Genomic DNA, 24,197 nt, shown 5'->3' with positions numbered 1-24,197 from the left:
GTACTTCTCACCAAAAGATAAGAAGTACTTTTTTTCGATCTATTAAAGTCCCGCAATTTCTTCCTTAATTTGTGTTGTCGAGATGCCTTCTGTTCTCTTCAAGTATACGACTTCGCAATGTTCTTTTAAGAAATCGAATTTACCTTCCCAGTCATCTCCCATGACAAACACATCGATATCGTGCTCTTGCACGTCACGGACTTTTTGATCCCAGCTGTTTTCTGGAATAACTTCGTCTACATAACGAATGGTTTCAAGAATCAGCTTTCTATGCTCGTAGCTGTGATAAGCTTTTTTTGATTTTTGTAAATTAAACTCGTCTGTAGAGATGGCCACCACTAAGTAATCTCCGAGCTGCTTTGCACGTTCTAGCAGCTTAATGTGCCCCCAGTGTAATAAATCAAATGTACCGTAAGTAATAACTTTCTTCATTGCAAACATAAACTCCTTTCTTCAATCCTTATTCGACTGCATTCGTGCAGTAATTTATCCGTAATTCTGTGATATTCGATTCGCTCTTCGGAACCTCATTATATCACAGCGCCCACCAAACGTTAAGCGGATGTAAAGACAAACTATTTCCAATTTATTGGGCATAGGAGGAAAAGTCCGAGGAATCAATGTTTCACAAAGGATTGTCCAGATGAAATGATGAAAATGTCATGAAATTTAAAGGTTTGTAAAGTTATTGTTAATATTTCATGGAGCATCTGTGATAAAATAATGAGTAGGCGAAGAATGAATTTACAATGTACGTTCATAGATAACAAGTTAAAAAGGAGGTCTAAACAATGCAAACAGAAGTGGTCTCTAACCTTTCTTATGTAAACGGCGACTTAAATGAATTTATCAGCTATATGAACCAGCATCATATTTCTCAGAGAAGAGGCGCCATGATTGCGACTGTCAATCCAGAGATAGGCTATGCCGTCATGAAGGATCATGCGTACCATCAAGTCGTCTCATCTGCGGATTATGTACTGCCGGATGGCGTAGGCGTCGTATTGATGTCCCGCATGACCCAAAGTCCGCTTAAATCTAGAATTGCCGGCTTTGATGTCTTCATGTCTATGCTTGATCTAGCAAACAAGCAGTCTAAAAGAATCTTTTTATATGGTGCCAAAAAAGAAGTGCTTGAGGCTGTAAAACAGCGAATTGATACGGAATATCCAAATGTGGTCCTCGCAGGAAGCTGTGACGGCTATCAAGCCGATAAACGTTTCGTAGCGAAGCAAATCGCGCGCTCGAAACCTGATATGGTGTTCGTTGCATTAGGTTATCCAAACCAAGAGAACTTTATTTACGAATACCGCCATTTATTCCCGCAGGCTGTTTGCATCGGTTTAGGCGGAAGCTTTGATGTATTTAGCGGAACGGTGAAGCGTGCACCACGCTGGATGATTAAGACAAATACAGAATGGCTGTACAGATTGATTGTGAATCCATGGAGATGGAAACGAATGCTCAATATTCCTAAGTACGCTTTTGCCGTCTTAAAGGAAAGCAAAGGAAAAAAACGTTACTATCCTGAGCAGGTAAAGGATCAGACGAAGCAGCTGTGAGAGACTGATAAATGATGAATATACGCTCAATGATGATTTCATGTTACGCAGCTTTTATTTCTTTCATTGGATGGCTGATGAGCGGCGTGAAGCCTCGTGAAAACCAGGTGACGCTGCTTGTTTCATTCCAAGAGAATGCGGCTGCTCTCATTCATACTTATCAACAACAGGCGAACATGACAATGAAGCTCACTATCCTCTATACGAAGCATGCTTCTGCGATAGAAAAGGACGGGTCTCATCTGTCATTTCGCTATTTTCATGAAAAAAATCCTCTCCATCTCATTCAATGTATATATACGATGTTTAAAAGCAAGGTTGTCTTGACAGATAATTACTTTCTCATGACGAGTTTGCTAAGAAAACGGTCTTCTACCACCTGTATTCAAGTATGGCATGCCAATGGGGCTTTGAAAAAGTTCGGGCTTGATGATGCTTCAAATTCTGAACGAAGTCCCCGTGACATCGAACGCTTCAAACGTGTTTATGCGTCTTTCGATTACATTGTGACAGGCTCAGATCACATGCGTGAGATTTTCAAGACCTCGTTTGGGGTCAATGATGAACGCTTTTTACCAACTGGTGTACCACTGACGGATGTGTACTACGAACAGCACCAGCCTTCCTTGAAGCTAAATGATATCCCAAAAGGGAAAAAGATCCTGCTCTATACACCGACCTATCGAGACTTTGCAATGGACGGTCTTGTGCTGCCTTTTTCAAAAGAGCAGTTGCAAACTGATCTGAACGGCGATTACATTCTGCTCGTCAAGCTTCATCCTGCGGTCAAACATTTAGCGAAAGCAGAAACAGACGGTAAATGGATATTTGATGTGTCCGATCAGCCGCTCTATCCATTGCTTTGTGCTTGTGATGTCCTAGTGACAGATTATTCATCCATTGTGTTTGAGTATGCACTGCTCGAAAAGCCTGTGTTGTTCTTCACTTATGACTTAGACACTTATCGAGAGAAACGCGGCTTAGTCGATCGGTATGAAGATATCATTCCTGGTAAGGCTTGCGTCACTCAAGACGTGCTCTTGCAGGAGCTTTTACACCTAAACGGATCAACCAATAAAGAACGAATCAAAACCTTTGCTGAGGAATGGAACCAATATTCAAAGGGACAATCCAGTCAGCAGCTCCTCTCATTTATTGAACAGCAGCTGCTCCTACACAAAAAACGTCCGGCTTCTCATTAGGAAGCACGGACGTTTTTTTATTTGTTATACACCGGGATATCATAATACAGCGTATAGTCATCAAGCAGGTTATACAAACTATACATGCGAGTGACTTGCTTAGAAGCCCAGCCAATATCTGTTGCATATTGATGAGTCGCTGTAGCCGACCAGCGCATTTTATAAATTGTATCTTGCTTGTATGTGGCATTATTGATATAGCTGTTGCCAATGAATTTTGCTCCGCCAATAATGGCAGCCTCTGGCGTGAACCATTGTTGTTCATACGCATACTTTGCACCAAGATAATTCGGATTGCTGTCATATGCGCCAATGCCATACATGTTATAAACTTTCTTTCCATTATACATTGTACCATTCGCTAAAATGGAACTTCCGTTACCCGTTTCAAGCAACGCATGAGAAATAAGATAAATTTCGTTGATATGATACGTTTTTGCTGCTGTAATAAAGGCTTGTCCTTTACCCGCAAGAATCCCTTTTCCTGCTAAAATCTTTGAATTGACCTCTGCTGGATTGAGATTCGCAGCTTCAGAGAGTTTCAGAAATTGAAAATAAGATTGCGTGCCTTCTGCAATATTAGCTGGATCTACATATTTTTGCACCTCTGCTGCACTTGCATTTCTCCAGCCGAGGTTGATCCTGATCCAGTTCCCTTCTTTCCCAAGCTGTTTCACTTTTGCTCCTTTATTGAGCTGTGCCACAATGTTGCTTGCAGAGCTCGAATCAGGTGTAGAACGAACATTTAAGCCATCCGTATTCACTGTCGATGTGGCTTGGTCTACATATGCTGCATAGACATAGGCCGCACCATCTGTCTGTGGAGACACCTTCATTTGTTTGTTTACCATCTCATTGACAGTAAGGTTGTAGTTCGTTTGCATGACCATTGGGCCATTTTTAATTTTTACGGCTGTGGCGGTCCAGCCATATTGGCTTTTCACAAAAGCAATGGCTTCATTTACAGTTGGTAACCCTGTAAATTGCTGCGTAATGTTGATTTTGTAAGTTGGTTTCGTTGTTGTTGTATACGCAGCGGTTTCATTCCGTTTTTTGAAAAATGCCATGCCTTGGTCACGAAGTGCAGCTGTTGAGATGACACCTGTTTTGATCTGATATTGAGCATAATCGGCTGCGCCTGTTTTTTGAGCAGCGGCCTTCATTTTTTGTTTCGTCAAATAGCTGAGTGCTTGATTCAATTTTGTCTGATTCACTGTCGGCTCTGTCGTGATACGGTATTGCTTGACCGCTTCTGTCAGCGTTTTTGTACTGCTGGCAACGCCATTTTTCTTGATAATCTCTTGAGCCTGCTTCACTTTACTTTGTTCATATACAGGTGTTGTCTTGAGACTATACGTTTTGCTGACAGCCTGTCCATTACTTGCTTTGATGCTGCTTGTCAGCTTCTGCGTTTTTAAGTAGGCGGCACCTTTATTCACTTTCGCTTGGTCCACTGCTTGATTGACGACGAGTCGATATGTGCTGTCTGATACCTTGCCGGTTTTTTTCGTTGTCGCAGATACTTTTTTCTTTTGGAAGAAAGCCGCTGCTTTTTTCGCTTGGTCATCTCCTAAAAGGTTTCCCGTCACGACTTGATATGGCTGTGTAGAAGAAATCTTTTTGGACGTGTAGCGCCATTTCTTTTTCTTGAAAAAGGCTACCGTTTTGGCGTAAGCTGTATCGTTCAGTTGATTGAGCTTCACGATATAATTTTTTGTTTTCCCCACGCGCTGCACAGTACCTGCAACACCAGTTTGTTTCTTAATCTGAGCTGCAGCTGAAGCTGCTTGTTTGTTGTCTTTAAAATAGCCTGATTCCAAGCTGTAGACATTTTTTAAGGCACCAGCCTTTTGAATCTTCCCGCTGATCTTTGCTTCTTTTTGCAGCTGGGTAAGGAGCGTCTGTGCTTTCGACTGGTTCGCTTGTGCAGCGGATGTGACGATGTAATACGGCTTACCTGCTGTCACCGTTTGAAGAACTGGTTTTAAACCAGATGCCTTTTGAAAGCCTTGCAGAATGGTATTCGCCTTACTTTGTCCAATAATACCGCTTGAAATCAGCTGATACACAGTGCCAGCTTTCGTTTCGGTTTGGTATGTACTGGTGACGCCTGCCTGCTTTTGCAGCTCAGTTTGAATATTTTTCACTTTCGTTTCAGAATCAATGGTTCCTGATATGACCTGATAAGAAGGTTTGCTTTGATTGATGACTTCATAGGAGCTATTGAGCCCTGATGTTTTCGTTAGTTCAAGTGAGAGCTTTTTCGCCTGACTTTCATCATTGACTGGGTCAGATACGACCTTTTGTAAAGGAAGGCGGTCACCTACTGGAGACACCGTACCGCTCATGCCCACTTCTTTTTTTAATGCAGCTGCACTTGCATTCGCTGCTGCTTGCGACTCATATCCTGAAGCAGTGAGCTGATAGGTCGACGTATTTCCTGAGGTTTGATAAGTGGCTGTCCATTTTTTGTCTTTCTTCAGTGTTTCCACTGCTTTTTTCACTTCTGCTTCTGTTGTAAATACCTTTGAGGTGTTCATCGTATAAATGGATTGATCGACATAGGAGGCTGCTTGCGCTTCTTTACCCGTGTGTAATGTCATACCAAAGGCAGCTGCGAGTAACATAATCTTGATGGTTTTTTTCACGTTCCCTGTCCCTCTCTTAACTTTGCATAATAGTCTACTAATCTCTTTATCGACAAAAACAAGTACTCTTTCAAGTCATTTATGCAATAGAAAAATAGAGGACCCCTCGAAGTCCTCTTTTCCTTATATATGCGACACAATCAGTTCACAAGATCCTTCAATTGAGAAGCTTCCTGTTTCAGCCGGCAAAATAAAATGAGCGCCCTTTGGCAGTGGATATGTGTGTCCGTCATGCTCTAAAGACCCTTCTCCATGAATCACACTGCATAGCAAAAACGGATAATCCTGCGAAAGCTCTACTTTTTGATCAATTTCCCATTTATACACAGAGAAATATTCTGCTTCGACAAATGTACGAATGGTCACTCCCCGGCGTGTTTCAACTGATTCATCTGCATACCCGTCTACATGAGGAACTGTTGTGACATCAATCGCTTGCGCAAAATGAAGTTCACGTTCGTTGCCATCTTGGTCTTTTCGTTCATAATCATATACGCGATAGGTTGTATCTGAACTTTGCTGCGTTTCAAGGACAAGCGTTCCTTCGCAAAGCGCATGGATGGTACCGCTTGGCACATAATAAAAATCACCAGGCTTAATCTTCACCCGCCGCAAAAGACCTTCCCAATCTCCGCTATTCATCATGGTGACAAGCTCAGTTCTTGTTCTTGCATTGTGCCCATAGATCATTTCTGCTCCTTCTTCGCAGTCAATGATATACCAGCACTCTGTTTTTCCAAGCTCGCCATTTTCATGTCTTTCCGCATAATCATCATCTGGATGAACTTGAACGGACAAGTCTTGGTTTGCATCTAATATTTTAGTTAACAGCGGGAAGCGGTCGCCTTCTATCCCCCCAAACAATTCTCTATGATTGTCCCAAAGTTCGATAAGCGTTTTCCCTTTATATGGACCGTCTTGCACGACACTTGGTCCGTTTGGATGAGCAGAAATTGCCCAGCATTCTCCCGTTTGATCAGAAGGAATATCATAGCCAAATTGATCCCTTAAGGCTGTACCTCCCCATATTCTCTCCTTCAATTCAGGCAGTAAAAAAATTGGTGACTGCTTCATTCAGGATGACTCCTCCCTTTGCTACCCTTTGATAATCCTTACCTAGCTTGATGAAAACTAGTAAGTCTCAACTTTTATTATGACGCTATCTAAAGAGAAGTCAATCCTTTCAGTACACCGAATGAAAACGATAACACAAAAAATATTTTACCCTTTGACAGAGCCAGCAAGAAGCCCTTTGACAAAGTATTTTCCAAGAAGAATATAGACGAGTAGTGTCGGCAGCGCAGCCAATATCGCCCCTGCCATTTGGACGTTCCATTGCACAATTTGACTGCCTGATAGATTTTGCAAGGCAACCATCACCGGCTGATGCTCCGCAGTGGTCATCGTGACCGCAAATAAGAATTCATTCCACACATTTGTGAACTGCCAAATGGCCACCACAACAAATCCTGTGATCGAAAGCGGAAGAATCATATGTCTGAAAATCCCGATAAACCCTGCACCATCCATTTTCGCCGATTCAATCATTTCATCTGGGATGCTCACATAGAAATTTCGAAACATGAGTGTTGTGATCGGAAGTCCGTATACGACATGGACAAGCACAAGCCCTGGAATTGAATTATACAATCCGACTTCACGCAAAAATTGAATAAGTGGAATTAGAATACTTTGATATGGAATAAACATCCCAAACAGCATCAGCGTAAAGACGACTTCTGATCCTTTGAAGCGCCATTTTGATAATACATAGCCATTCATTGCACCTAATACAGCAGACAATAAAGTAGCGGGAATGACAAGATAAAGAGAATTCATTAAATTGGGCGCCAGCTTTTCAAACGCGATTTGATAGCTTGAAAAATCGATAGTAGATGGCAGTGACCACATTCGCTCAAGGGTGACTTCACCTAATGGCTTCAAGCTTGTGACGAGCATGACATAAACAGGCATCAGAAAAAAGAGACTGCACAAAATCAATAAAGCATAAAGAACTGGACGGACAAACCATCTGGCTGTCATGATGAAGCCCCCTTCCGGCTCGACAGGAGATATGGCACGATAAAGACCGCAACAGAGATCAGCATGACAACCGCAATGGCGGCACCGCCTGCATAATGGTTTCCTCTAAAGGTCATTTCAAACATATACACGCCCGGAACATCTGTGACAAAGTTCGCACCCGGCCCTGTCATCGAGTAAATCAAATCGAAGATCTTTAAAGAAATGTGAGCCATGATGATGACAACACTTGCAGTAATCGGTTTTAAAAGAGGGAAAATGATTTTCCAGTAAATCTGCCACTCCGTTGCGCCATCCATTCTAGCAGCCTCTCTTACTTCCTCTGGAATTCCTCGCAGACCCGCCAAATACATCGCCAGAGAGAAGCCTGTCATTTGCCAAACAGCTGCAATGACAACAGCAATCATGGCCGCAGGTACACCAAACTCAATTTTCCCCCAGACAAATCCGGCCAATATGTTCGTATCCGTATACCACTTAGGCTGGATACCAAGCGTTTTCAAAAATAAATTCACCCCAGTAGACGGGTTTAAAATCCATTGCCATACGACTCCTGTGACAACGAAGGAAAGGGCCATCGGAAAGAAGAATAAATTCCGAAAAAGAGATTCCCCCTTGATCTTCTGATCTAGTAAAATCGCAAGTGCGAGACCAGAGACAATGACCGCTCCAATAAAAAATAAAGTGAAAAAGACCGTGTTTCGCAGATCTGATTGAAAGCGGAAATCTTGAAACAGCATGACATAATTGCGAAGACCTGCGAAAGAGAAATCAGGAACAAGCGTGGTCCAGTTTGATAATGACACATATCCTGTCCAGCCAATAAAACCGTAAACAAAGATGAATAATAAAACCGCTGACGGGGCTAAAAAGAGCAGCGCCAGCAGCTGGTCTCCATTCCATTTTTTCCGCATACGTTTAACTTTGGGCACAGGTGTTTTTGTCATCGGCGATGTGTCCATGCGCATGAAGCTACACTCCTTTTTAAAAAAGAGGCGGTGCCTAGCCGCCGCCTCCTTCGTCTTTATTTCATTGCATCTTTTAAAGATGAAACAAACTGACTGCTGTCTTTTTGTGTCACGAAGATATTGACGGCTTGATTTGCTTTTGTCACAAACCCTTCTTCAGCAGCTGAGCCATGAGCAAGAGACGGCGCCAGTTTTGACTCTTTAAATGCCTTCATCGCCGATTTTCCGTATTCATCATATTTTGATACATCTGCATCCACACGTGCTGGAATCGATCCTTTTAGCGGATTAAACGCATCCTGTCCTTCCACAGATCCTAAAACGGATAAGAATTTCTTCACGTTTTCTGGCTGTTTCACACCCTTTGGCAGTCCAAATGTATCGGTGATCACCATAAAGCTTCCTTCAGTTCCAGGAGTCGCCGCGTATCCAAAGTCTTGATTCACCTTCAAATCAAGATCATTCACAAAGTACCCCTTCGCCCAGTCGCCCATGACATTCATTGCCGCTTCTCCTTTTGCCACGAGCTGTGAGGCATCCTGCCAGTTACGTGAACTGTGATCGTCATTGACGTATTCGAGCATACGTCCAAAGATGTCTGCCGCTTCCTTCACTTTCGAGTCATCCATTTTCATGTCGCCAGCCCAAAGTTTTTGATAACCATCTGCCCCTAATACACCCAGCAAAACACTTTCAAACAAATGAGTCGCTGCCCAAGGCTCCTTATCTCCAAGTGCAAGTGGTGTGATTCCTTTTTTCTTTAATGCATCTGCTGTTTTGAAAAATTCATCAAATGTCGTTGGCGGCTCTAAGCCTGCATCATCAAATACCTTCTTGTTATACCAAAGCACATTGCCCCTGTGAATGTTCACTGGCACGGAATAGATTTTCCCATCTTTGCTGACAAGGTCAATCAGTGATTCTGGAAATTTGTCTTTCCAGCCTTCTTTTTCATATAAATCATCCAGAGGCTCCATTTTGCCTGCCGCGACCCAGCTCTCATTCAGCTCCGCCCCGCCATGCACTTGAAACGTAGCAGGCGGATCATTTCCCTGCATACGGCTAGTCAGGACAGCCTTTGCATTCGTACCAGCACCACCTGCGACGGCTGCATTTTCAATTGGAATGTCTTTATTCTTCTCTTCAAACAATTGGATGAGTGCCTTCAGCCCGTCTTCCTCACCTGCTCCTGTCCACCAAGAGAAAATTTCGAGTTTTTCCGCTCCGCCTTCTTTTTTTGCCTCTGAGTTCGTCGATGAGCTGCAGGCAGTGACGATAAGCATACAGAGTGCCAGCAGCGTAAAGCCTAATTTAAACTTCATAATTGATCCCCCTATCCCCATTTTGTAAGCGTTATCAAAATAAGTATAATGGCAGATCCTTGCTTTTTTTCAGGCAAACTTCTTCACTTTTTTATGAAATTCTTCATTTTTTTACGGCCTGTTTTCGATATTCCTTCGGTGAACAACCGACCATCTTCTTAAACACACGGCTGACGTAATTAGGATCTGTATATCCTGCCTGAAAGGTAATTTCTTTTAAGCTAAGCGTGCTGTCTTTGAGGAGCTTTTTGATTTTATCCAGCCGGCAGGCTGTCACATACTCTTTAAATGTCAGACCCGTCTCGTCTTTAAATCGTTTTGTGAAATAGGTGGGACTTAAATCAACATAAGCGGCCGTTTGCTCAAGCGTGATCTGTTCACAATAATATGTTTTAATGTAACGTTTTGCCCTCTCGATGTCATTGATGGTCTGGGTTCTCGCTTCATACACATCAAATAGGTGTTCACAGCATTGGCGGCATTCAGCTGCGGTGCTGATTGTCAATATCGATAGGTCTGTACGGAGGCGTGATTTGAAGAGAATCAGCAGTTCTTTTACCTGTGAAATCGTCGCCCCCTCTAATTGAAAGGCATCAAATAAAGCCAGCGCATCCTCTCTTCTCCCTTCCTCAAGCGCCTGCATCATGCTGTCTGCAAGCTCCGGCAGATAAATCAATGGACCGGGCTTCACCTCTGTTTGGTAAAAGCCATAACGAACAACGCCGCCACTCTTTTTTCGCTGATAATAGGAAAGCTTCGCCTCTGCTGCACTTTTCTGAAGATGAAGCGGGTTTGAGACTGGATGCCCTATGCCAACGACAGGTGAAGGCTGACCGTTTGTCATGGCAGCTCGAATGGCTTGCAGCACCTCTGCCTTTAGCTGACCTGGTCCCTGCTGACTATAAATGAGGCATGTAAACAGTTCTCTCCCCATCTGAATAGGCACCGTATGAAATCGTGCAGATTTCTGTAAATCGATCAACAGCTGATCTCCTTCTGTCCGTTGCACAGCGATGATAAGACCTGCTTCATATTCGGAGAATAGTTGTTGAAACTCCATGGATGTATAGGATTGACCGTTCATGACATGCGCTTCAAGCCACTTTGACTGCTGATCGGCCGTTGCCGCCTGCCGCAGAGACGCCTCCTGCTGAATCTCTGCTGCTACAAATCGAATGGCTGCGATGGTTTCATCTTTGTCAGCTGGTTTGACGAGGTATTGTTTCACCCCTTCCTGCATCGCTTGCTTGGCATAATCGAATGTATCGTAGGCTGTCAGCATAATGAATTTTGTATGAGGACTGATTGCTTTGATCTGTTTGATCGCTGTCAGTCCATCCATGCCAGGCATCTGAATATCCATGAGCACAAGATGAATGGACTCAGATCGCACGAATTCAACCGCCTTCTTTCCATTTTCCGCTTCTCCTGCTATATGACACTCTGGAAGCCATTCGGTTAAGAACTTCCTCATCGCTAGCCGTTCTATTTTTTCATCATCGACAATCAGCACGTTCAGCATGCCGGTCCCTCCTTCATCGGAATAGCCAATTGTATGGTGGTGCCTTCGTTTGGCTTTGAATCAATTTGAAGGGCATCTTGCACCCCGTAAAACAAGCGCAGTCTTGACATTACATTTCGAAGACCGATTCCTGTCGAGTGGCCTTTACTCAGTATGTTCGGATCTTCCTCTTCTTTTTCTGACAGCAATCTTCTTTTCTCCTGTTCATTGATGCCCATCCCATTGTCCCGAATCCGAATCATCACATAGCCGCCTTCTTGATAGATCGAGAGCTCGACAAGTCCCTCTTCCTCCTTTGGCTCGACGCCATGAATAAAGGCATTTTCAACAAGCGGCTGTAAGGTAAGACTTGGGATATGCACAGATAAACACGATTCATCGATGGACGTTTTGCACGTAATACGATCGGCAAATCTCGTTTCTTGTATATGAAAATACTCTTTCACCACTTTCACTTCTTGTTCCAATGTAACGGATGTACTAAGAGCAGACAGCGAATACCGCATCAGCGTGGAAACGGATTGAATCAACCTCGATGTGGCTTCTGCTGATTCTAAGTAAGCCATACGTGAAACGATGTTTAATGTGTTAAATAAAAAATGCGGGTTCATTTGGTTTTGCAGCGTTTTTAGCTTCATATCTTTGATTTTTTGATCCAATGCTGCCTTTTGTTTGATCTCTTCAATCATCATTTTCATCTCTTGCCGCATTCGCTGAAAGGCTTCATTTAAAACAGAGATTTCATCCTTTGAGGTGACATGCAAATTCGCTCCATCAAAATGTCCTTCTGATACTTCTTTTACGCTTCGGGACAGATGAACGATGGGTCTTGAGATCCCGCCAGCAATCATATAAGCCATCCATAAGGCGACCCCGATTGATAACGTAAACAGGCACAAGGTAAAGAGCGCATAGGTATGATGCCTTTTTTGAAGAGATTGATAGAGTACTTGGTATTCAGATAATTCATCATCAAGCAGGGTCATCGTCTGCTCTTGTATATAGGAGGAGACGGTTCTCACTTCCTTCACACTTGCAGCATATTCTTCGATTTTCCCTTCTTTTACATGCGTCATGGTCGCATCACTTTCATTGATGAGCGTCCGTATCATATATTGATATTTTTCAATAGAAGGAATCGCAGCATGAAGCCCGGCATCCTTTCGCAGCGCTTGATCGTAGGATTTCATTTTCTGTTTTGACGTAAGGTATTCTTTGGCAAACTTCCGATCCTTTTCAATGGCATAGGCATTGACTTTTTCATACATCGTTTTCGCTTCTGTCGATATATCATTGAGCAGCAGAAAAGAACGGAAGCTCCGGCTATATTCTGATGTGATTTTTGAACTGCTCCAGTAGACAAAAAAAGCAGCTACGTTGCCAAGAAGCACAAGGATTAAAAATGCCAATAACAGCTTACTTCGAATCCTTCTCATGGCTGCACCCCCTGCTTTCTGTCTGTTTGCTGAAGAGGCAGATCCCCGCGCCGGATTACACTCGTTCCCGTGTACTGAAGCGGTTCTTCTTTTTCACCTTTCTGCAAACGAACAAGCGATTCAACCGCTTGATAGCCCATTTCATAAGGATGCTGTACGACCACGGCATCAATTGTTCCATCTTCAAGTGCCTGAATCGTATCAGGCAACGTGTCAAATGCAAGCACATAAAAATCAGTGGTTGATCGATACTGTGCGATTGCTTGAATGATGCCTGCACCATCTAATGCACTTGTACCATAAAATGCGGTGAGCTTCGCATGATCGTTTAATAGTTTATAAGCGGCACCTGAAGCACCTGACTTCGTAATGGCTGATTCTTCTATCCCAGCAATATGAATGCGTTTTTCAGCAGAGACAGCATCTCGAAAGCCTTTGACGCGCAGCTTTTGATGAATGGCATCCAGCCTGCCTGTGACAATTCCTACATACTGTTCACCTTTTGTATCTGCGATGAGTGCCTGTCCTGCGATAAAGCCTGAATAGTAATTGTCCGTTCCTACATACACTTGACGCTTGCTCCCCTCTGCATCTGTATCGACGGTGACAACATCAATTCCCTTTTCCCTCGCCTTCTGAAAAAGCGGTTTGTATTTTTTCGCATCAAGTCCCTGCGTCATAATGCCATCAACATGTCCAGCGATTGCCATATCAATGGTTTTCAGATGATCGTCCACATCCGCTTGCTTTGGGCCCAAATATTCTAGATACACGTGATGAACGTCTGCCGCATCCGCAGCTCCCTTTTGTACCAGCTGCCAATATTCGTTATCAAGTTCCTCCGGTATAAGAACAAAATGATATTGATACGTTGACTCCGTTTTATCGGAAGCGCTTTCAATTTTAAATAAATCTTGACCTAATAACGTTAAAAAGATGACAGATACCGCACAAAATGTGAGAAATGCGCTTATTCCGATCCACTTAGATAATTTCACCGTGTCCTCCTCCTTCCCACTATTTCCGCATAAAAAAAAGAGCTGCTTATAAGCATACTCTCTTGACCTCTATAATTCCTTTGTCATAAATAAACTGTTTGGATCTTCTTGATATGTACCAAAAGGCGGACAATACTGAAACCCAGCGCTCTCATATAGTTTTCTTGCTGGTTCAAAGAAAGCCATTGCCCCTGTCTCTAAGCTGACACGTGTGTAGCCGCGCCGTTTTGCCTCTTGGAGAAGATGATTCAGCATATACCTCGCTACACCTTTTCGCATATGGAGGGCTGCGGTTCTCATCGATTTGATTTCCCCATGTTCACTTGACAGTTCTTTTAACGCTCCGCAGCCAAGAAGCTCCTCTCCATCTCGCACACTCCACACGGTGACATCCTGTTTTTTTAAATCAGTTAATGGAAGGGCATGAATGCTTTCTGGCGGCGAATGCTCCTTCATTTCTTCTAGATGTGCGGTAATCAGCTGGTCAATTCGTCCATCCGTGAGTTCATCTTGTAGAATGTACATTTCCATCACTCCTTCACGCTCATTGTACGTGAAGAGTCACATGTTTACCTGCTGTTATGTCAGATAAACGAACAAACAACCGGCATCAACGAGCCAGTTGTTTGTTCGTTTGACAAGTATTTATGAAGAAAGAACGGCTTGTAATTCCTCTGCTGTACTGCTTTCAAGCTGACTTCCGACACCAACAGCTACCGCGCCTGCTTTGAGCCACTTTGGAACATCAGCTGGATGAATGCCGCCCGTAGGGATAAATTCAATTTCTGGAAATGGACCTTGTAAGTTTTTCATATAGGATAAACCGAAAGAGCCGCTCGGAAAAAGTTTGAGCAAGCAATAGCCATCTGCTTTAGCCTGCATGATTTCACTCGGGGTGAGAACCCCTGGTACATAGAGTGTGTCGTAAAATGAAAGATGTTCTCCAATCATAGGAAGGTATCCTGGACTAACGATAAACTGTGAGCCTGCCTCAATGGCTGATTGCGCCTGCTCCAGCGTCGTAATTGTTCCCGCTCCTACTATGAGGTCCTGCTCCTCCTGGAAGGATGCGATGATGCGTTCAGCATTTGGCGTGGTATACGTCACTTCAATGGCACGAACTCCTTTTTTCTTTAAACGCTCAATCATTTCAATACCTTCTGCTTCACTACCTGCTCTTACCACTGCAATTAATTTACAAGACGCTAGCTGCTTTTTAACGCTCAAACTTGCTGACTTTTCCATATCTCTCATCCCCTTTCATGTACTCCCGCCTTTGATATCGCTTGGCTTCTTTCATAAAAGCCTGAAGCTCCTTCCGGGTAGGCAGTCCGTCCTTATCGCCAGGTGACATCACTGCAAGTGCCCCAACCGCATTGCCTCTTGTCACGGATTTTTCATGTGATAAGCCGTCAAGCAAGCCGCTGATGACCCCCACTGCAAATCCATCACCAGCTCCAACTGTGTCTACGACATCCTGCACATAAAATCCATTCACAATCCCCTGACCGGCTGCACTTTTATAAAAGGCACCTTCTGCCCCTAGCTTAATGACCACTAACTTGACACCTTTTTGCAAATAAACATCTGCAATCTCTTCTGGCTCGTGACAACCCGTGAGCCTTTGCCCTTCTGCAAGCCCTGGAAAAAACCAATCCGATTGTGAGGCGATATGATTCACCGTCTGAATCATATCTTCTTCCTCTTCCCATAGCTGAAGTCGAAGGTTTGGATCAAATGAAATGGTTTTGCCCGATACTTTCATTTCTTGAAGAGCACGAAAAGAAAACGCTCTCATTTCACTAGATAAGGCAGGCGGAATACCAGTCATATGAAGGTGGCCTGCCTGTTTGAAATAATCGGCGGGAAAGTCGCTTGGGCTCATTGTGCTCGCAGCAGAGCCTTTCCGATAATACGTGACGTCAGGGTCTCCTTCCTTCACTTTTGATTTAAGTAAGATTCCTGTTTGAGACCCATCATTTGAACGGAGCACTGCACTTGTATCGACCCCTTCTTTTTGAAGCTCTTCTAAAATGAATGTGCCAAGTGAATCTGCTCCGACTTTGCTCATCCAGCCCACATGAAAGCCCAGCCTCGCCAAGCCGACAGCCACGTTACTCTCTGCACCAGCAAGCGCCTTTTGAAATGTATGCACTTGATGAAGCTCTCCAACTTCTTTTGCATAAAACATCGCCATTGATTCCCCAAATGTGACCGCATCCAACGCTTTCACTCATTTCTCCCCTTTCTTGGTACCGGTTTTAAATCAGTTGAAAAAGAGAGAGCATGCACGTATGTATACTCTTCTCTGCCTATCATTTATAAAGATTTCCTCATAATGATTTCTCCATCAAGCTGAATCGTTTGGGGCGCACTTTCATCCCCTTCTAGCCGCGTCTTGATTTTTTGCATGGCTGCTTTCCCCATTTCATGAGATGGCTGGGCGACCGTTGTGATTCCAGGTCCAATCAGCTTATACCATTCTGTATCATCAAACCCTGCAATGCCTATCTCTTTAGGAATCTTCACCCCAAGCTCTACAAGTTCACTAATCAGCTTCAGCATGAGTAATCCATTACCGGCTAAAATCGCTTTTTTCTGTTCGTTTGATTCTAAAAAACGAACAATCTCTTCGCGCATTTGTTCCTTTTGCTTTAAATCAATTTCTGCAATGATCGGCTTCTTATGTTTACTCAAAGCTGTCTGTTCATATGCTTCCTTTCGTTCTTCACGAGGGCTGATTCCACCGACAGGCTCAGTAAAGAAAGCGATGTGATCATAGCCTTTCTCATACATTTTTTGAAGTAGCCGGATGGTGATATCACGGTTGTTCGTGGTCACTGTGTCGACTTTCAGTTCAGGCAGCTTCCGGTCTACAAGAACAATCGGTACACCGTTTTTCTTAAAATCCTCCAGAATGTCATTGTTCTGTCCTGTCGTATTGATGATGAGCCCTTCAATATAATGTGCATTCAGCTTTAGGAGCATTTCTCGTTCTTTTTCTGGACGATTATCTGTGTTGCACACCATGATGCTGTATCCATATTCATCACAAATCTCTTCGACTCCGCGAAGTGTTGCCACAGAGAATGGATTCGTAATGTCGGCTACAATAAACCCAATGACCTTGCTTTTTCTGACTTTCAATCCTTGAGCGAGCTGACTCGGACGATAATGGAGTTCCTCAATGGCTTTCTTGATTTTTTTTACCTTTTCTGAAGAAATTTCATTTGTTCTGCCATTGATATATCTGGATACAGTTGATTTTGAGACCCCTGCATAAGCTGCAACTTCATTAATGGTGACTTTCGTTTGCTTTTTCTCTTTCATTCAAAAAAACTCCCACAATTGATCTTCTTATTTGGTTCGAAACCGATTTCAAATAAACTTAAAAAGAGCATATCATAATTGAACGCATTTCAGAAGATTTTTTTGCATGATGATAGAAAGAATTTGTCTAATCAGAGGAAAAGAAAGCGATTTCAAAATAACGGTTGACGACGCTCTCTTTTTCCTCTAAAATTTTCCTTGAAACCGATACCAAATAAATATCAATATTTGTTTCATATGGAAAGGGAGGCTTATCCAAATGGAAAATCGTTATGCTGTACATCCTGAGCAGGTCAAACGTTTTACAACAGAGGAACTTCGTCGTCATTTTCATATTCCTACGCTGTTTGTCAGTGGTGAATTAAAGCTCTATTACTCGCATGAGGACCGCGTGGTGATTGGCGGAGCGATGCCGGCAGCAGAGCCCATCACACTAGATGCCGGAGACTTTTTACGGACGGAGTATTTTCTTGAAAGACGAGAAATCGGGATTGTGAATGTCGGCGGACAAGGAACGGTCACTGTTGATGGTGAGGCCTTTGTGCTGGAGCATAAAGATTTCTTATATATTGGCCTTGGTCACGAAGATGTACAGTTCGCTAGTTCATCAGGCGAGCAGGCCAAGTTCTATTTAGTATCAGCCACGGCTCACAGGGCGTACCCTACGCAAAAAGCAGCCATCGCTGAATTAACACCCAACCACTTAGGAGAAGCAGCTGCCTCCAACGTACGAAACCTGTATCAAGTCATCCATGCAGACGGCATCCAAAGCTGTCAGCTCATGATGGGCATCACTCAGCTTGAAACCAATAACACATGGAACACGATGCCTGCTCATATTCATGATCGCCGGATGGAAGTGTACTTATATCTTGATATCGAAGAGGATGCACGGGTCTTTCATTTTATGGGGGAGCCATCTGAAACAAGACATCTTGTTGTGGCAAATGAGGAAGCAGTCATTTCACCTGCCTGGTCCATTCATTCAGGCTCAGGTACAGCGAATTATTCATTTATTTGGGCAATGGCGGGAGAAAACTATACATTCAAAGATATGGACTTTGTCCCAATGGATCAGCTGAGGTAACGAGGGTGATGACAACTTCATATGCAGCGTCCCTCTTTTCCCTTGAAGGTAAAACTGCCCTTGTGACAGGTCCTGGAACCGGCATTGGGCAAGGCATTGCCGTGGCGCTTGCCAAATCAGGTGCAGATATCATCGGTACGTACCATCACACACCGCTTGAAGAAACAAAGGCGCTTGTCGAACAGGCAGGCCGATCATTTTATGCGGTTCAGGTTGACTTTTCTAATCCTCAGTCTGCAAAGCAGGCTGTCGATGCCATATTAAAGAAGCATACGATTGATATTTTAATCAATAATGCTGGAACCATTAAAAGAGAGCAGGCGGCTCACTATTCAGAGGAAGATTGGCATACGGTCATGGATGTGAATATCAACAGTCTCTTTTTCCTCACGCAAAAGGTTGGACAGCAGATGCTGAAAAATGGGCAAGGGAAAATCGTCAATATCGCCTCCCTTCTATCGTTTCAAGGCGGCGTCTTTGTCCCTGCTTATACAGCAAGTAAGCATGCTGTCGCAGGGCTGACGAAAGCTTTTGCCAACGAATGGGCGAGCCAGCATATTCAAGTGAATGCGATTGCGCCTGGGTATATTGCGACCAATAACACACAAGCCATTCGTGACGATGAAAATCGAAATGAAGAGATTCTGAAACGAATTCCCGCCGGGCGCTGGGGAAAGCCTGAGGATCTAGCCGGTGCGGCTGTTTTCCTTAGCTCACCAGCTTCTGATTATATGAACGGCCACATTTTAGCTGTTGATGGCGGATGGCTTGCAAGATAAACAAACGAGAGAATTCCTATCCGGGATTCTCTTTTTTCTATTTGTATAATTCTCCACCTTCCGAGTCACTCTATAAAAAACATGTGATGAGGGTGAGGTATTATGAAAAGTCGTATTGAACAAGATATAGCGTCCGTCATTAAGCGTGTCAAAAGCTTTGCCGGAAGAAGTGATGATATCGTGTTCCACTCTTTTTCATTTGGTCCTTCCACTATTTCTGCATGTCTCGTGTACGTTGAAGGACTCACAGAATTTGAGATGCTTTCTAAGCAAATCATTTCACCTATGCAAAAGGAACTCGACATCACCGAGGTTGGTTCTACTACACTTTCCTCCCTTTCAAAAACGTTCTTTGGCATTCAAAGTGATGTGCTGGATGATATGAACCTTGCCATCGAGCAGTTATATAGCGGCAGGGCTATTTTATTTGTAGATGGAGCGGCTCAAGCGCTTGCGCTCCATACGAATCTTTTTCAATTTAGAGAAGTAGAAGAGCCGCAATCTGAAGTTCTTGTAAGAGGACCACGGATCGGATTTATTGAGAATCTTGAAAAAAACACGGCTTTACTCCGTGAGCGGGCAAACGACCCTCACCTTGTGATTCAAAAGGTGAGTATAGGTACTCGAAATAAAAAATCCGCTGCTCTTGTGTATGTTCGTGATATTGCTGATCCTAAACTAGTAGAAGATGTGCTATCACGTATGATGGAAATCAAAATGGATGACATTCCTGAAACCGGCTATATTGAACAGCTGATTGAGGACAGTCACATCTCCATTTTTCCACAAATTCAAAACACAGAACGTCCTGACCGGGTGATTGCATCTGTGCTTGAAGGAAAAGTCTCCATTTTGCTCGATGGGACTCCTTTTGCCCTCATTTTACCTATGACACTTACAGCTTTGATGCAATCTCCGGAGGATTATTATCAGAGGTGGACAAGCGCGACTCTTTTACGTTTACTTCGTTATATTGCCGTGCTGCTCACGATTTTTTTACCCGGGCTTTACATTGCACTTGTCTCTTATCATCCCGGTTTATTACCGACAAGAATGGCACTCACCATCGCAGGCAGCAGGCAGAATGTTCCTTTCCCTCCTGTTGTCGAAGCCATTCTCATGTCTTTTACGATAGAACTGCTGCGGGAAGCTGGACTACGGCTTCCAAGAGCCATCGGACAGACAATTGGGCTTATTGGCGGCGTAATTATTGGTCAGGCAGCTGTCCAAGCCAATATCGTCAGTGCCTTAATGGTGATTATTGTGTCACTGACCGCACTCGCTGATTTCACAGCACCGTCATATGACTTTAGTTTTCCACTGCGTATTTTGCGGTTTATGGCGATTTTTAGTTCAGCATTGTTTGGATTATACGGCTTAATCATGTGTTATTTATTTGTGCTTTGTCACTTGATGCAGTTAAAGACTTTTGGTTTTGACTATTTCACACCAGTGTTGTCTTCACCGTTTTCAGATTTAAAGGATACGTACGTTCGTTTACCAATCGGGCTATTTAAATCTAGACCAAAAACAGCAAAAATAAAAAATCTCAAAAGACAAGGAGATTAAACGATGTACAGACCTGAAAAGCTATCATTGTTACAAGTCACCATTCTGTGCAGCTCTACAATGATAGGCGCTGGAATTTTAACCATTCCACGCAGTTCTGCCAATTCAGGATTCCCTGATGGCTGGATCATTGTATTAATACAGGGAGTCATCTTTGCTTTCGTTGCTTTTTTGTTGGGGTGGATTGCCGAAAAGAATGCACCAGACACCATCTTTGAGTCAAATACAAAAGGAGCAGGGGCATTCTTTGGCACGATCTTTAATTTAATGCTGATCGCCTATTTACTTGGCATTGTCGGCTTTGAAGCACGTGTCCTTGGGGAAGTGGTTCAGTTTTTCCTACTACAATCGACTCCCATGACCGTGATTGTGATGATATTTTTACTTGTGGCGATCTATCATTTAAAAAGCGGTATCCTTCCAGTCGTCAAAATGGTGACCTATATTTATCCGATCACAATGGTCATTTACATAGCGCTCATGCTGTTTTGTTTAAAAATATTTGATTTTGATTATTTGCGCCCTGTGATGGCGCATGGTTTTAAAGATTTTAGTAACCTGTTCTCTCAAACCTTTATTCAATTTACAGGGTTTGAAGTGATTTTGTTTGTCGTGCCACTCATTTATAAAGACAAGTGGTCGAAGGCGAAATGGGCTGCTGCCATTGGAGTTGGCATTACAACCCTCGTTTACTCACTCACACTTTTTATTGTAATCGGCTCCATGACAGTAGGAGAAACAAAATCTCTCACTTGGCCGACGGTTTCCCTCATTCAAGCGCTTGAACTTGAAGGGGTGTTTATCGAACGATTTGATATATTCTTACTGACAATTTGGACGTGCCAGCAGTTCATTTGTATGCTGGGCTTTTTCCAGTTTGCGATTAAAGGCTGCTTCACCGTTTTTAAAACAACCAATATAACAAGACTGCTATGGCTGCTATTTTTAATTACATCAGCACTCTCACTTTTCCCTAAAAATATCAATGAAGTCTTTTACTACTCTACTTTACTCGGCTACGCATTGTTCGCGGTATTAGCCATTCCTTTTATTACAGCTATCCTGCTGATGATACGCAAAAAATGGGGAGGTCGTTCTACATGAAAGCCAGGCGTATACTGTTATTCTTTTTTTCCTGCTGTCTTTTTCTTCTATCAGCTGGCTGCTGGGACTTAAAGGATATTGAAAAACTATCGTTTGTACGCGGTGTTGGCATTGATGAACAAGATGAGAATGGAGTTAAGCTAACCTACCAAAACCTTGTACCAAAAATAAGCGGAACACAAGAAGCCGATTCTCCTGGCTATGTGAATGTTGTCTCGAAGGGAAAGAATGTGCTTGAGGCTGTCAGTAATGTCGCTTTGAAGGACCCGCCGATCTATAGTGATCACCTGAAAATCTTCTTGTTTGGCAGAAATCAAGCGGAGCATCACGATATTCAAGGAACACTTAATCATTTTATTCGAGATGATGAGGTTCGGCGCAGCAGCTATCTCCTCGTGTCACGAGATGATGCGTCAAAAGTGGTCAATCAAAAGTTAAAGTCTCAACAGAAGGTACCGGTTGAGCATATCTTTGAAACATCCAAAAACCAAAGCTTTAACGGAAAGATCGCACCGCCAACACGTATTGGCCGGGCGTCTGATTACTTTCAGATGGGTGTTAGCTTCCTTGTGCAAAGTGTAGATGTGATCGACAGTGAAATTATTTATGATGGGGCAGGAATCATAAATGGGAAAACGCGAAAGCTGATTGGTTTTATCCCAGCAAAAGATGTCCAATCTTTAAACTGGGTAATGGGCCGTATCACTGGCGGCGTCGTACCTGCCACCTACAAAGGTTATCCGATAACGTATGAAATAAAAAAAGCTAAAACGAAGGTTGAGCCCTATCTGAAAGATGGAAAGGTATCCTTTAAAATTAGCGTACAAACAAATGGAAAATTGTCTGAGGATCAAAATCCTCCTGAAAACTCATTCGATGAGCAGTACATCAAACGATTTGAGCGTATCTTTGCACATAAAATTAAAGAACATATTCAAAAAGCGGTTCATCATGTGCAAAAAGAAGTGGGAGTTGATCCTATATTTTTTAACCAACAGTTCCGTATGAAATATCCTGACTATTGGGATCAGCATGGTACCGAGTGGGATAGACTATTCCAAGAAGCAGCCATCGATTACGATGTAAAAGTCAGCATCTTGAACTTTGGAGCAGAAGGCGCAACAAAAAGCTTCAAATGGTAATGCCAAAAGGCGGTTATCCCAATGAGAGGCCGCCTTTTTTACGTACGACAATGAGAAGCTGATACAAAGTCACTTGGTCAGATAACGCTTTTGTTTCAAATCCAAGTGACGCCCCTATCCTTGCTACTTCGTCAAAAAACAATTGGACGTTTTGATCAATCTGTACATTGATCCGCTGCTCGATCACGCGTTCAAATAATTTGTCTGGGAAAAGCGCACGCATGGTGTTTGGTGTGAAGAACCGTATATGGGTTCGGTCTAAGATTCCTACATCTTGATACGTAAAATCACCTGTCATCAAAGGAAGAAGCACCTCTGCATGCATCATGTTAGGCAGGCAGCAAATGATGACACCGCCTGGCTTTAAAGAGGCGTGCGCTTGCTCAATGATGTGCCAAGGATCTGCCACATGCTCTAAAACATCCGAAAAAATGACCGCATCAAAAAAGGCCTCTTTTTCTGACCATGGGTATTCATCTGCATTTGCCTCGATGACTTCTTCATAATACGCCTTTGCGACCGCTGCTTTTAACGTATCCGCCTCTACCCCGTACATGTGTACAGACTGACGATTCATTAGTTCAAGCCCAGTAGCCCCTGCGCCGCACCCAACATCCAGCACGTGTGCAGCGTCCTCAGGGAGTAATTCCACAAAATACGGATGAGGAGTGATCAAATTTAGATCTATGCCCCACTTATCTAAAAATCGAAGTCTATTCTCAGTAAACAGTGTAGAGATGTTTGTTTCTTGATTGGCATTAAAGGTAGCATGACCATGATGATGCACAAAGGAATCATGCACAATTTGCAGCTGATATCCTTTTAGTAATGAACGCAAACATAGATCATCATCCTCAAATGATCCATATACAAACCGCTCATCAAATAATCCCACATCCTCGATCAGCTTTCTTTTCACGAGCAAGCAAAACCCTACAAGCCGGTGCACATAAGTTCTCTTACCTTTTCTCTTAGACGTATACTCCTTAGCAAAGGCTGGGAGCTCCTTCACATCTGTATACGATGGCTGGACCATCTGAGGGCCGCTCACATAATTAGAGACGGGTCCCACCATCCCAATTCGTTCTGAAGCGAATAGCGCCTCTTTTAATGGAGGCAGCCAATTTTCCGTCACGATCGTGTCATTATTTAAAAAGAGAATGCTGTCTCCTGAAGCTTTTTTTGCCCCTTGATTACATCCCTTTGCAAAACCTTCATTCTCTTCATTATCAATGAAAATCACATCATCCAGCTCTCTTACATATTCCTTCGTGCCGTCAGTTGACGCATTATCGACGATGATGAGTTCATATTGGTCACTATTCGTTTGCTGTTTCATGCTATCGATACATGTTTTCGTCAAATGCAGTTCATTGTACGTCAGCATGACAATGCTTGTTTTCCCTTTCATCTCATTTCCACCTTTCTCCCGCCTGTTCCATATGTATGTGATAGGCAGCACGTTCAGAAGATGAGGGAATGTCC

Annotated in this window: 21 protein-coding genes; 7 read left to right on the top strand and 14 right to left on the bottom strand. The window is 43.3% G+C overall.

The window, feature by feature from the left end; genetic code table 11:
- Positions 1-42: 42 nt before the first annotated feature.
- Positions 43-432: a glycerol-3-phosphate cytidylyltransferase gene (gene tagD, locus ASE42_RS03060; protein ID WP_008343212.1), complete on the bottom strand. Its 390-nt coding sequence runs from the start codon at positions 430-432 to the stop codon at positions 43-45.
- 359 nt (positions 433-791) lie between these two features.
- Here tagD and ASE42_RS03055 point away from each other — a divergent pair, with 359 nt between their 5' ends.
- Complete coding sequence (locus ASE42_RS03055) at positions 792-1,562, top strand: WecB/TagA/CpsF family glycosyltransferase (RefSeq protein ID WP_024423648.1); 771 nt, start codon at positions 792-794, stop codon at positions 1,560-1,562.
- Positions 1,563-1,573: 11 nt separating this feature from the next.
- Positions 1,574-2,764, top strand: coding sequence for a CDP-glycerol glycerophosphotransferase family protein (locus tag ASE42_RS03050; protein WP_082580661.1), 1,191 nt, complete (start codon positions 1,574-1,576; stop codon positions 2,762-2,764).
- A 17-nt stretch (positions 2,765-2,781) separates the two neighbouring features.
- Here ASE42_RS03050 and ASE42_RS03045 read toward each other — a convergent pair whose 3' ends face one another.
- The 12 genes from ASE42_RS03045 to ASE42_RS02990 form a co-directional block, all read right to left on the bottom strand.
- On the bottom strand, positions 2,782-5,412 hold the full coding sequence (locus ASE42_RS03045) for a glucosaminidase domain-containing protein (protein ID WP_056765628.1): 2,631 nt from the start codon (positions 5,410-5,412) through the stop codon (positions 2,782-2,784).
- 123 nt (positions 5,413-5,535) lie between these two features.
- Positions 5,536-6,486 (bottom strand): mannose-6-phosphate isomerase, class I, encoded by a 951-nt coding sequence (manA, locus tag ASE42_RS03040; RefSeq protein ID WP_034624580.1) that lies wholly within the window; start codon positions 6,484-6,486, stop codon positions 5,536-5,538.
- A gap of 147 nt (positions 6,487-6,633) precedes the next feature.
- Complete coding sequence (locus ASE42_RS03035) at positions 6,634-7,455, bottom strand: carbohydrate ABC transporter permease (protein WP_024426281.1); 822 nt, start codon at positions 7,453-7,455, stop codon at positions 6,634-6,636.
- On the bottom strand, positions 7,452-8,423 hold the full coding sequence (locus ASE42_RS03030) for a carbohydrate ABC transporter permease (RefSeq protein ID WP_133744493.1): 972 nt from the start codon (positions 8,421-8,423) through the stop codon (positions 7,452-7,454). The genes ASE42_RS03035 and ASE42_RS03030 overlap by 4 nt, the downstream gene beginning before the upstream one ends.
- Positions 8,424-8,479: 56 nt before the next feature.
- The gene (locus ASE42_RS03025) at positions 8,480-9,745 is read right to left on the bottom strand and encodes an ABC transporter substrate-binding protein (RefSeq protein WP_056765626.1); all 1,266 of its coding nucleotides are present in this window, start codon (positions 9,743-9,745) and stop codon (positions 8,480-8,482) included.
- A gap of 103 nt (positions 9,746-9,848) precedes the next feature.
- On the bottom strand, positions 9,849-11,267 hold the full coding sequence (locus ASE42_RS03020; protein WP_056765624.1) for a response regulator: 1,419 nt from the start codon (positions 11,265-11,267) through the stop codon (positions 9,849-9,851).
- Complete coding sequence (locus tag ASE42_RS03015; protein ID WP_056765622.1) at positions 11,261-12,703, bottom strand: sensor histidine kinase; 1,443 nt, start codon at positions 12,701-12,703, stop codon at positions 11,261-11,263. Before ASE42_RS03015 ends, ASE42_RS03020 begins: the two co-directional genes overlap by 7 nt.
- The gene (locus tag ASE42_RS03010) at positions 12,700-13,701 is read right to left on the bottom strand and encodes a sugar-binding protein (RefSeq protein WP_056765620.1); all 1,002 of its coding nucleotides are present in this window, start codon (positions 13,699-13,701) and stop codon (positions 12,700-12,702) included. The genes ASE42_RS03015 and ASE42_RS03010 overlap by 4 nt, the downstream gene beginning before the upstream one ends.
- Before the next feature lie 69 nt (positions 13,702-13,770).
- Positions 13,771-14,226 (bottom strand): GNAT family N-acetyltransferase, encoded by a 456-nt coding sequence (locus ASE42_RS03005; RefSeq protein ID WP_034624591.1) that lies wholly within the window; start codon positions 14,224-14,226, stop codon positions 13,771-13,773.
- Positions 14,227-14,346: 120 nt separating this feature from the next.
- Positions 14,347-14,946, bottom strand: coding sequence for a bifunctional 4-hydroxy-2-oxoglutarate aldolase/2-dehydro-3-deoxy-phosphogluconate aldolase (locus tag ASE42_RS03000; protein WP_056765619.1), 600 nt, complete (start codon positions 14,944-14,946; stop codon positions 14,347-14,349).
- Positions 14,918-15,934, bottom strand: coding sequence for a sugar kinase (locus tag ASE42_RS02995; protein WP_082580659.1), 1,017 nt, complete (start codon positions 15,932-15,934; stop codon positions 14,918-14,920). Before ASE42_RS02995 ends, ASE42_RS03000 begins: the two co-directional genes overlap by 29 nt.
- 86 nt (positions 15,935-16,020) lie before the next feature.
- Positions 16,021-17,031, bottom strand: a complete 1,011-nt coding sequence (locus tag ASE42_RS02990; RefSeq protein ID WP_056765618.1) for a LacI family DNA-binding transcriptional regulator — start codon at positions 17,029-17,031, stop codon at positions 16,021-16,023.
- 259 nt (positions 17,032-17,290) lie between these two features.
- On the opposite strand from ASE42_RS02990, the gene kduI reads away from it, so the two are divergent.
- From kduI to ASE42_RS02965, 5 genes are all read left to right on the top strand, one after another.
- Positions 17,291-18,118 carry a 5-dehydro-4-deoxy-D-glucuronate isomerase gene (gene kduI, locus ASE42_RS02985; RefSeq protein ID WP_041115552.1) on the top strand — a complete coding sequence of 276 codons (828 nt, stop codon included), beginning with the start codon at positions 17,291-17,293 and terminating at the stop codon, positions 18,116-18,118.
- A gap of 8 nt (positions 18,119-18,126) precedes the next feature.
- Positions 18,127-18,897: a 2-dehydro-3-deoxy-D-gluconate 5-dehydrogenase KduD gene (kduD, locus tag ASE42_RS02980; protein WP_056765617.1), complete on the top strand. Its 771-nt coding sequence runs from the start codon at positions 18,127-18,129 to the stop codon at positions 18,895-18,897.
- Positions 18,898-18,999: 102 nt separating this feature from the next.
- The gene (locus ASE42_RS02975) at positions 19,000-20,466 is read left to right on the top strand and encodes a spore germination protein (protein ID WP_056765616.1); all 1,467 of its coding nucleotides are present in this window, start codon (positions 19,000-19,002) and stop codon (positions 20,464-20,466) included.
- A 3-nt stretch (positions 20,467-20,469) separates the two neighbouring features.
- Positions 20,470-21,570, top strand: a complete 1,101-nt coding sequence (locus ASE42_RS02970) for a GerAB/ArcD/ProY family transporter (protein ID WP_041087953.1) — start codon at positions 20,470-20,472, stop codon at positions 21,568-21,570.
- Entirely contained in the window at positions 21,567-22,712 is a 1,146-nt protein-coding gene (locus ASE42_RS02965) for a Ger(x)C family spore germination protein (RefSeq protein WP_041087951.1), read from the top strand. The genes ASE42_RS02970 and ASE42_RS02965 overlap by 4 nt, the downstream gene beginning before the upstream one ends.
- Positions 22,713-22,725: 13 nt before the next feature.
- Here ASE42_RS02965 and ASE42_RS02960 read toward each other — a convergent pair whose 3' ends face one another.
- Positions 22,726-24,123: a bifunctional glycosyltransferase family 2 protein/class I SAM-dependent methyltransferase gene (locus ASE42_RS02960; RefSeq protein ID WP_056765615.1), complete on the bottom strand. Its 1,398-nt coding sequence runs from the start codon at positions 24,121-24,123 to the stop codon at positions 22,726-22,728.
- Positions 24,124-24,197 lie beyond the last annotated feature (74 nt).

The organism is Bacillus sp. Root920 (genome assembly GCF_001429445.1).
GTDB classification, from domain to species: Bacteria; Bacillota; Bacilli; order Bacillales; family Bacillaceae; genus Bacillus; species Bacillus safensis.
This window is presented reverse-complemented; position numbering and strand designations above follow the sequence as displayed.